Source organism: Plantibacter sp. Leaf1 (assembly GCF_001421315.1).
GTDB lineage: Bacteria > Actinomycetota > Actinomycetes > Actinomycetales > Microbacteriaceae > Plantibacter.
The window spans coordinates 642,437-650,164 of record NZ_LMJX01000002.1; the positions used below are offsets into that span (position 1 = coordinate 642,437).

Annotated in this window: 11 protein-coding genes and 2 tRNA genes; 4 read left to right on the plus strand and 9 right to left on the minus strand. The window is 67.3% G+C overall.

All coding sequences use genetic code 11. The features are described from left to right. Positions 1–52: 52 nt before the first annotated feature. The 4 genes from ettA to ASE44_RS18435 form a co-directional block, all read right to left on the minus strand. Positions 53–1,735 (minus strand): energy-dependent translational throttle protein EttA, encoded by a 1,683-nt coding sequence (ettA, locus tag ASE44_RS05255; protein WP_056006730.1) that lies wholly within the window; start codon positions 1,733–1,735, stop codon positions 53–55. 68 nt (positions 1,736–1,803) lie between these two features. Further along, complete coding sequence (locus tag ASE44_RS05260) at positions 1,804–2,328, minus strand: hypothetical protein (RefSeq protein ID WP_235522549.1); 525 nt, start codon at positions 2,326–2,328, stop codon at positions 1,804–1,806. Positions 2,329–2,350: 22 nt separating this feature from the next. After that, positions 2,351–2,806: a single-stranded DNA-binding protein gene (locus ASE44_RS05265; RefSeq protein ID WP_056777987.1), complete on the minus strand. Its 456-nt coding sequence runs from the start codon at positions 2,804–2,806 to the stop codon at positions 2,351–2,353. A gap of 9 nt (positions 2,807–2,815) precedes the next feature. Beyond that, positions 2,816–2,962 (minus strand): hypothetical protein, encoded by a 147-nt coding sequence (locus ASE44_RS18435; protein WP_157579804.1) that lies wholly within the window; start codon positions 2,960–2,962, stop codon positions 2,816–2,818. Between the two features lie 125 nt (positions 2,963–3,087). Between ASE44_RS18435 and ASE44_RS05270 the strand changes: the two genes are divergently transcribed. Together ASE44_RS05270 and ASE44_RS05275 are read left to right on the plus strand one after the other, a co-directional pair. Continuing rightward, entirely contained in the window at positions 3,088–3,288 is a 201-nt protein-coding gene (locus ASE44_RS05270; RefSeq protein ID WP_056006735.1) for a hypothetical protein, read from the plus strand. Positions 3,289–3,367: 79 nt separating this feature from the next. Further along, complete coding sequence (locus ASE44_RS05275) at positions 3,368–4,081, plus strand: hypothetical protein (RefSeq protein ID WP_157579805.1); 714 nt, start codon at positions 3,368–3,370, stop codon at positions 4,079–4,081. Between the two features lie 73 nt (positions 4,082–4,154). Here the strand turns inward: ASE44_RS05275 and nadE are convergent, their stop codons facing one another. The 4 genes from nadE to orn all read right to left on the minus strand — a co-directional run bounded on the left by nadE (position 4,155) and on the right by orn (position 6,222). Next, positions 4,155–4,976, minus strand: a complete 822-nt coding sequence (gene nadE / locus ASE44_RS05280) for an ammonia-dependent NAD(+) synthetase (RefSeq protein WP_056006741.1) — start codon at positions 4,974–4,976, stop codon at positions 4,155–4,157. A 91-nt stretch (positions 4,977–5,067) separates the two neighbouring features. Further along, the gene (locus tag ASE44_RS05285) at positions 5,068–5,418 is read right to left on the minus strand and encodes a metallopeptidase family protein (RefSeq protein WP_056006744.1); all 351 of its coding nucleotides are present in this window, start codon (positions 5,416–5,418) and stop codon (positions 5,068–5,070) included. Between the two features lie 57 nt (positions 5,419–5,475). Continuing rightward, positions 5,476–5,551 (minus strand) — tRNA-His (locus ASE44_RS05290). A gap of 50 nt (positions 5,552–5,601) precedes the next feature. Continuing rightward, the gene (gene orn / locus ASE44_RS05295) at positions 5,602–6,222 is read right to left on the minus strand and encodes an oligoribonuclease (RefSeq protein ID WP_056777992.1); all 621 of its coding nucleotides are present in this window, start codon (positions 6,220–6,222) and stop codon (positions 5,602–5,604) included. A 52-nt stretch (positions 6,223–6,274) separates the two neighbouring features. Between orn and ASE44_RS05300 the strand changes: the two genes are divergently transcribed. After that, positions 6,275–6,493, plus strand: coding sequence for an SCO4848 family membrane protein (locus tag ASE44_RS05300; protein WP_056006750.1), 219 nt, complete (start codon positions 6,275–6,277; stop codon positions 6,491–6,493). A gap of 43 nt (positions 6,494–6,536) precedes the next feature. Here ASE44_RS05300 and ASE44_RS05305 read toward each other — a convergent pair whose 3' ends face one another. Next, positions 6,537–7,553 carry an acyltransferase family protein gene (locus ASE44_RS05305; RefSeq protein WP_056777995.1) on the minus strand — a complete coding sequence of 339 codons (1,017 nt, stop codon included), beginning with the start codon at positions 7,551–7,553 and terminating at the stop codon, positions 6,537–6,539. A gap of 75 nt (positions 7,554–7,628) precedes the next feature. Here ASE44_RS05305 and ASE44_RS05310 point away from each other — a divergent pair. Further along, a tRNA-Arg gene (locus ASE44_RS05310) sits at positions 7,629–7,701 on the plus strand. The last annotated feature ends 27 nt before the right edge of the window (positions 7,702–7,728 follow it).

Sequence of the window (7,728 nt, forward strand, 5' to 3'; positions counted from 1 at the left end):
ACGGACGAGTGACGGCCCATCAGCCGGAGCCGATGGGCCGTCCTCGTCACACTCAGTCGCGGGTGAGCTTCCGGTACGCGGAGCGGTGAGGCTTCGCGGCGTCCGGGCCCAGGCGCTTGATCTTGTCCTCTTCGTAGGACTCGAAGTTGCCCTCGAACCAGTGCCAGTTCGACGGGTTCTCCTCGGTGCCCTCGTAGGAGAGGATGTGGGTCGCGATGCGGTCGAGGAACCACCGGTCGTGGGTGATGACCACGGCACAACCCGGGAACTCGAGGAGCGCGTTCTCGAGGCTCGACAGCGTCTCGACGTCGAGGTCGTTGGTCGGTTCGTCGAGCAGCAGGAGGTTTCCACCCTGCTTGAGCGTCAGCGCGAGGTTGAGGCGGTTGCGCTCACCACCGGACAGGACACCGGCCTTCTTCTGCTGGTCGGGGCCCTTGAAGCCGAACGTCGACACGTAGGCGCGCGACGGGATCTCCTGGTTGCCGACCTGGATGTAGTCGAGTCCTTCGGACACGACCTCCCAGAGCGTCTTGTTGGGATCGATGCCCCCGCGGGACTGGTCGACGTAGGAGAGCTTCACGGTCTCGCCGACCTTGAGCTCGCCGGCGTCGAGCGGCTCGAGACCGACGATGGTCTTGAACAGCGTCGTCTTACCGACACCGTTGGGGCCGATGATGCCGACGATGCCGTTGCGCGGCAGGCTGAACGACAGGTCGTCGATGAGGACGCGTCCGTCGAAGCCCTTCTGCAGCTTCTTCGCTTCGAGGACCGTCGAGCCGAGGCGCGGGCCGGCCGGGATCTGGATCTCTTCGAAGTCGAGCTTCCTGGTGCGCTCCGCCTCAGACGCCATCTCTTCATACCGGGCCAGACGAGCCTTGGACTTCACCTGGCGACCCTTGGCGTTGCTGCGGACCCACTCGAGTTCACTCGCGAGACGCTTGGCGAGCTTGGCGTCCTTCTTCCCCTGGACGTTGAGGCGCTCGCCCTTCTTCTCGAGGTAGGTCGAGTAGTTGCCCTCGTAGGGGTAGAGACGACCGCGGTCGATCTCGCAGATCCACTCCGCGACGTGGTCGAGGAAGTACCGGTCGTGGGTGACGGCGAGCACGGCGCCTGCGTACTGGGCCAGGTGCTGCTCGAGCCAGAGCACGCTCTCCGCGTCGAGGTGGTTGGTCGGTTCGTCGAGCAGCAGGAGGTCGGGCTTCTGCAGGAGGAGCTTGCAGAGCGCGACGCGACGCTTCTCACCACCGGAGAGGTGGGCGACGGTGGCGTCGGAGGGTGGGCAGCGCAGGGCGTCCATCGCCTGCTCCAACTGGGAGTCGAGGTCCCAGGCGTCGGCGGCGTCAATCGCCTCCTGCAGCACACCCATCTCGGCGAGCAGGGCGTCGAAGTCGGCGTCGGGCTCGGCCATCGCGAGCGAGATCTCGTTGAAGCGGTCGATCTTGCCCTTGATCTCGCCGACGCCCTCCTGGACGTTCTCGAGTACCGTCTTGTCCTCGTCGAGTTCCGGCTCCTGCATGAGGATGCCGACGCTGAAGCCCGGCGTGAGCTTCGCCTCGCCGTTCGAGGGGGTGTCGATTCCCGCCATGATCTTCAGAATCGTGGACTTACCGGCACCGTTCGGGCCGACGACGCCGATCTTCGCTCCGGGCAGGAACGCCATCGTCACGTCGTCGAGGATGAGCTTGTCGCCGACCGCCTTGCGGGCGCGGACCATCGAGTAAATGTATTCAGCCATGTCGCCGTCCAGTCTACGGGCGGACCCGGCGTTTGCGCTGCACGTCGACGGCCATGGCCGTCCGGCCGCTACCAGTCGATCGGACGCGTGGCGCCGATGAGGCACCGGCCGGTGTCGAGCAGCGGCACCACGGAGGAGTGATACCCCGTCGCCGGCCCGTTCTGCCCCAGGATGCACTGTCCCTGCCACCGGATGGAGAACTGGATCGAGTCCGCCGGCTCACCGATGCTCGTGGTGTCGGAGGAGACCTCCATCTCCGCCTTCGGGAACCCTGCCGCCACGAGCCCGTCGATGATGGCCTGGCCTCCGGCAGCCGGATTCGCCGCCAGGGTGGCCGCGTTCACGGTGTCGAAGAAGGGCAGGTTGTCGGCGGCGGTACCCTCCGGCTGCAGCACGGGTGCCGCTGCCGGCGTCTCGGTGGGCGTCGGCGCCTGGGTCGCCGTGGGCGTCGGGACGGGCGCAGGCTGCGCGCAGCCGGTCAGGCCGAGACCGAGGGCACCGAGCACCACGACCACGCCGAGTCCGATGGACGACGAGCGACGACGGACCGGGCTGACGACGGAGGCGGGGCGATCACGAAGGCTCTTCTGCACGTCGAGCAGTCTACGCGGCACGTCAGAACGGCGTGTCCTGGGGCGGAGCCGGGGCCCACGCCGCCGGCGCTCCGGCCGCCGCCGGTCCTGCCGGAGATCCCTCCGCGCTCGTCTCGCTCGCGCCGGACGACTCCGCAGCGGCTCTCGGCTGCCAGGAGATGTCCGAGCCGAGGTGATCGGCTTCGATGTCGACCGAGGTCCCGCGTCGTTCACCCTGCTCCCAGTCGCGGATCCGGAGTCTCCCCAGCACGATGACGCGTTGGCCCTTCACCAGTGACTCGGTGGCCGCGGTCGCCAGGCCCCGGAAGGCGCTCACCGTGTACCAGTTCGTCTCCTGCGCGACCCACGTGCCCTGCTTCTGGTCGTAGCGACGTTGCTGGCACGCGAGACGGAAGCTCGTGATGTCCAGCCCGGAGGCGGTGCGGTGGTGCTTCGGTTCCGTCGCGACGTGTCCGCAGACGGTGATCTGGTCGTTCATCTGATCCTCTCAGCTCGGTGTCTCGATCCATTCGGCGGACCGGCCGTGCGTCCGGAGCGGGTCCGTGCCGTTCACCGCCCCGGACGCTCCATCAGCCTCTCCGATCACGAGCGCCCACAGCTCGGCCATCCGCAGTCGGTCGACGTCCACAACCATCGGTGCGCCTGTGGAGGACGCTCGCACGAATCCGCCGAGCCCGATGTCGGTGGTCGGCCATACGCTGACCAGTACCAGCCGGCACTCGCCGGGAGGCCGCGCCGATCGATACACGAGGAGTCCCCATGCCCAACGCTCTGAGCATCCGTCCCGGGTACTGGCGCGTGACGAGCGCCGACGGCCGCGTCCTCGGCAACATCGAGGCCGTCGGTGCCGACGGCGGCGCCGAGTACCGCGCCAGTCGGTTCCGCCCCGCAGTACTCGCCTACGCTCCACTCGGCAGTTTCACCGATCTTGCGGTCGCGATCGACGCGTTCCGCAGCTGATTTCGGGCACGAGAGCGGATCCCGGCGCCCGCGGGGCGTCGTCCGCGTTCACGCCCGAACGAGGGGTAACGTTCGGCGCATGCAATGGTGGAATGATCTCGTCGAGTGGGTGACCTCTTCAGAGGTCCGCCCCATGCTGTTCTCTGCGGCCCTCTTCATCGTGGCCGTCGTGGTGTCCTCCCTCGTCGCCGCCGGCGCCAGTCGTCGTGCGCTCCGCGGCATCGTCGATCAGCGCGATCGCGAGCAGAAGCATGCGGCGATCATGGCGCTCGTCGATGCAGCCACGGAGGCGAGCGTCTGGAACTCGCTCACCCCGCAGGAGCAGGTGCTGAGCGATCGCGCGGTCGCGCAGACCGACACCCTCGTCCGGCTCAGCCCGGTCAAGGGCGCTGCGGTCGCCGCGGACTGGGCCAACCACCAGCTGCACGAGATGAAACGCAACTCCGCGACCTACGGATACGAGCTCGACCCCGTGGTCGAGGAATTCCGTGACCGTCTCGTCGAGTGGTCGAAGAAGCCGGCGCGGGCACGGAAGGACTTCGAGGCGGACCTCCGTCGTTGGCGAGCCGAGTCGGCAGGGTCGGAGCAGGCCCTGATCGCCGAGCAGGAGTCCTGGGTCGCCAAGCAGCACCACGAGCAGTACGCCGAGGTCAAGCCGGCGGCCACCGCAGGATCTCGGCCCGGAGACATCACCCGCTCCACCGGCGGCACGATCAACACCAGCACCACGCAGCGCATCATCGACGACGTCAAGGTCCTGGAAGCCGAGCGCAAGCCGTCCAGCGTCAGCTGACGCCCAGACCACACTGGAGAACGGCGGCCCGATCATCCGATCGGGCCGCCGTCTTCATCTCAGGGGAACCGGCTCAGTGCCACCAGGTGTCGAACTTGCTCACCGGGAGCTGGCGCTTGTGCTCGGTGCTCGCGTAGCGACCCTCGATCGCTTCTGCGGCCGCAGCATCGATGTCGTGCCCCTCGAGGAAGTCGTCGATCTGCTGGTAGCTGAGGCCCAGGTTGTCCTCGTCGGTCTGCCCGGGTGTCCCGTCGAGCAGATCGGCGGTGGGAGCCTTCAGGTACAACCGCTCCGGCGCCTCCAGCGACTCCAGGAGCGAGCGTCCCTGACGCTTCGACAACCCGCTCAGCGGCAGGACGTCGGCACCGCCGTCGCCGAACTTGGTGAAGAAGCCGGTGACCGCCTCCGCCGCATGGTCCGTGCCGACGACCAGGAGTCCCTGCTGTCCGGCGATCGCGTACTGCGCGACCATCCGAGCCCGCGCCTTCGCGTTCCCCTTCACGAAGTCGCTGAGCGGCTGCCCGGTGGCGTCGGCGAACTCAGCCTCGAAGCCGTCCACCGCCCGCTGGATGTTGAACACGATCGACTCGTCGGGGCGGATGAACGACAGGGCGAGCTGGGCGTCCTCCTCGTCGTGCTGCACGGCGTAGGGCAGCCGCACGGCGACGAACCGCGCGTCGCCACCCTCAGCCCGGACCTCCTCGGCCGCGAGCTGACACAACCTCCCGGCGAGCGAGGAGTCCTGCCCGCCACTGATCCCGAGGACGAACCCCTTCGTGTGCGTGGCCTGCAGGTAGGATTTCAGGAAGTCGATCCGCGAACGGATCTCCGCCGCCGGGTCGATCGTGGGGCTGACATGGAGTTCCGCAATGATGCGGGCCTGGATCTCGCGCATGCGACCAGGCTACTCGTTCTCCTGCGACCGACACGGAACTCCGAGGCAGCCGCAACACGCTGGAAACACCGGCCGGCTGACCAGGTGACGGTCAGGCCCACCCGAGCTCGTGCAGGCGGTCGTCGTCGATGCCGTAGAAGTGGGCGATCTCGTGGACGAGCGTGGTGTGGATCTCGTCGGCCAGTTCGTCCAACGACTCGCACGCCGCCAGATGCGGCTCCCGGTAGACGATGATCCGATCCGGCATCTCCCCGAAGCCGTAGCGGTCTCGTTCCGTCAGGGCCACGCCGTCGTAGAGGCCCAGGGTGTCGAGCGTGCCGTTCTCAGGGCGATCCTCGACGACGAAGACGACGTTGTCGAGCCCGTCCACCATCTCATCGGGCAAGCGGTCGAGTTCCTCGACGACCAGCGCCTCGAACGCCTCGGTGTCCAACTCCAACATGCCTGTGCTCCCCGGATACGACAGAAGCCGGAGGAGTTCTCCGGCTTCTGTACGACATGGGGTGAGTAACGGGGCTTGAACCCGCGACCTCCTGGACCACAACCAGGCGCTCTGCCAACTGAGCTATACCCACCATGCGACCTGTTCCGCGGAGACCGCGTCACAAGCGACTGGACGAGTCTATTACATGTTCGGGGCGTATCGTGACACGACCGCCTCCGAAACCTGCTTCGCGTCGTCCGAGCTCGGGCCGGGCAGGTCGACGAACAGCGCACCGCGGTAGTACGCGAGCTCCCGGACCGACTCCAGGATGTCCGCCAGCGCGCGGTGACCACCGTGCTTCGACGGGGCGTTGAAGTACACCCGCGGGTACCAGCGGCGGGCGAGCTCCTTGATGGAGGAGACGTCGACGTTGCGGTAGTGCAGGTGCGCGTCGAGACGCGGCATGTAGCGGGCGAGGAACGCACGGTCCGTCCCGATGGTGTTGCCGGCCAAGGGTGCCTTCGACTCGTCGGGCACGAACCGCTGGATGTACTCGATCACCTGGAACTCCGCGTCGGCGACACTCACGCCGTTCGGGATCTCCTCGAGGAGCCCCGAGGCCTGGTGCATGTTCGTGACGAACTCGCCCATGTTGTCGAGCGCCGACTGGTCGGGCTTGATGACGACCGAGTAGCCCGGATCGAGGATGTTCAACTCGAAGTCGGTGATCACGACGGCGATCTCGACGAGTTCGTCGACCTCCAGCTCGAGTCCGGTCATCTCGCAGTCGATCCAGACCAATCGGTCCCCAGCTGTGCTCATGGGTCGAGTCTACTCAGCACCGCCGACGCGGCCGCTTCCGTAGACTCGAGCGGTGATCATCGCCGTCTCCGTCCTCCTGCTCATCAACGGTGTCTACAACGTCGTCGTCTGGCCGCGGTTCCTGAAGCGCATCACCGCCGACCCGCGCGCACGCGACGCGCAGGGTCGCGGCACCACCTTCCTCCGCGTGCACGTCATCCTCATCAGCATCGCCCTCGTCCTCGCCGCCCTGTCACTCGTGGCCGGCGTCCTCGGCATCGTCGTCGGCTGACCCCCGTCGGCGCCCCTCCGAGCGCCCCTGAGCGGAGCGTCGCTCATACAGCGGAGGTGCGGAGACGACTCCGGGTCATGAGGATCCGCGGAGCCGTGTACAAACCCGGAATCCGGCGCGTCAGCCTCCAGACGACCAGGCTCGACACCACCGCGAGCGTCGCGACCACCGGCGGCAGGACCGCCTGGACGGGCGCGGGCACCTCGGGAAGCAGAAGCAGCGCCCTGGCGATCCCTCCGATGACCAGCACGTGGATCACGAAGACCGGGAGGCTGTGACGCCCCACCGACTGCAGGATCCGGGCAACCGACGTCCCGTCGATGGCGCGGAGCGCCAGCACGGTGGCGAGGACAGCCGGGACACCGAGCGCCGTCAGCACGCCGGGCACGTGGTCGAGGTCGACCGCGAAGATCAGCCCTGAAGCGAGGACCACGGCGGCGAGGAGGCCGGCAGCGACGAACGGGCGACGGCGCTCGGCCAGAGCGACGATCCGTCGACGCCCGTGCAGACCCAGCAGGAAGAAGAAGAGGTAGCCGGCAGCGCGCTGATAGCTCCCACTCTCACTCCCGAGGGCACCCAGGGCGACGGCCGACAGGACGGCGGCTCCCGACAACTGCACCCAGACGGGCACTCTGCCGTTCATCACCTTGCCGACGACGAGGTAGAGGGCGAGCGCCTGCAGGAACCAGAAGATGCCGGTCGGCCAGACCGGGCTGATGAGCACGACGCCCGGGTCGGCGTAGTGCGGGAACGAATCGATCGGGAGGAGCGAGAACCAGGCGAACCGGATCACCGTCCACACCAGGATCATCCAGAGCAGCAGTGCGAGCCTGCGGTCCCAGAGGTCCCTCCACGACCGGTCGACGATCCGGATGGCGAGCATCCCGGAGAGCGCGAAGAACAACGGCATGCGAATGTCGAGCGCCAGCTGCGACAGGACGTACCAGACCGGGGAGGACACCCCCTCCTCGACGAGGATCATCGTCGCGTGGCCGAGTGCGACGAGGACGACGGCGAACCCGCGGGCGGTGTCGAACCATGGAATTCGGTCTGTAGTCATAAATACTAATATATAGTATTCGCGACTGCGTGACCAAACGGGATGGCACGCGCCGTGCGGTATCGTTGGATGCCCGCCTCCGTAGCTCAGGGGATAGAGCAGGAGCCTTCTAATCTCTTGGTCGCAGGTTCGAATCCTGCCGGGGGCACCCAGAACATCTCGCGGACCCTTCTCA

Excerpts from the sequence above, each read along its gene's own strand:
- ettA (WP_056006730.1), bottom strand. The coding sequence starts at position 1,735 with ATGGCTGAATACATTTACTCGATGGTCCGCGCCCGCAAGGCGGTCGGC.
- ASE44_RS05285 (WP_056006744.1), bottom strand. The coding sequence starts at position 5,418 with ATGTTGGAGTTGGACACCGAGGCGTTCGAGGCGCTGGTCGTCGAGGAA.
- ASE44_RS05265 (WP_056777987.1), bottom strand. The coding sequence starts at position 2,806 with ATGAACGACCAGATCACCGTCTGCGGACACGTCGCGACGGAACCGAAG.
- nadE (WP_056006741.1), bottom strand. The coding sequence starts at position 4,976 with ATGCGCGAGATCCAGGCCCGCATCATTGCGGAACTCCATGTCAGCCCC.
- ASE44_RS05275 (WP_157579805.1), top strand. The coding sequence starts at position 3,368 with ATGCAATGGTGGAATGATCTCGTCGAGTGGGTGACCTCTTCAGAGGTC.
- ASE44_RS05270 (WP_056006735.1), top strand. The coding sequence starts at position 3,088 with ATGCCCAACGCTCTGAGCATCCGTCCCGGGTACTGGCGCGTGACGAGC.
- ASE44_RS18435 (WP_157579804.1), bottom strand. The coding sequence starts at position 2,962 with ATGGTTGTGGACGTCGACCGACTGCGGATGGCCGAGCTGTGGGCGCTC.
- orn (WP_056777992.1), bottom strand. The coding sequence starts at position 6,222 with ATGAGCACAGCTGGGGACCGATTGGTCTGGATCGACTGCGAGATGACC.
- ASE44_RS05305 (WP_056777995.1), bottom strand. The coding sequence starts at position 7,553 with ATGACTACAGACCGAATTCCATGGTTCGACACCGCCCGCGGGTTCGCC.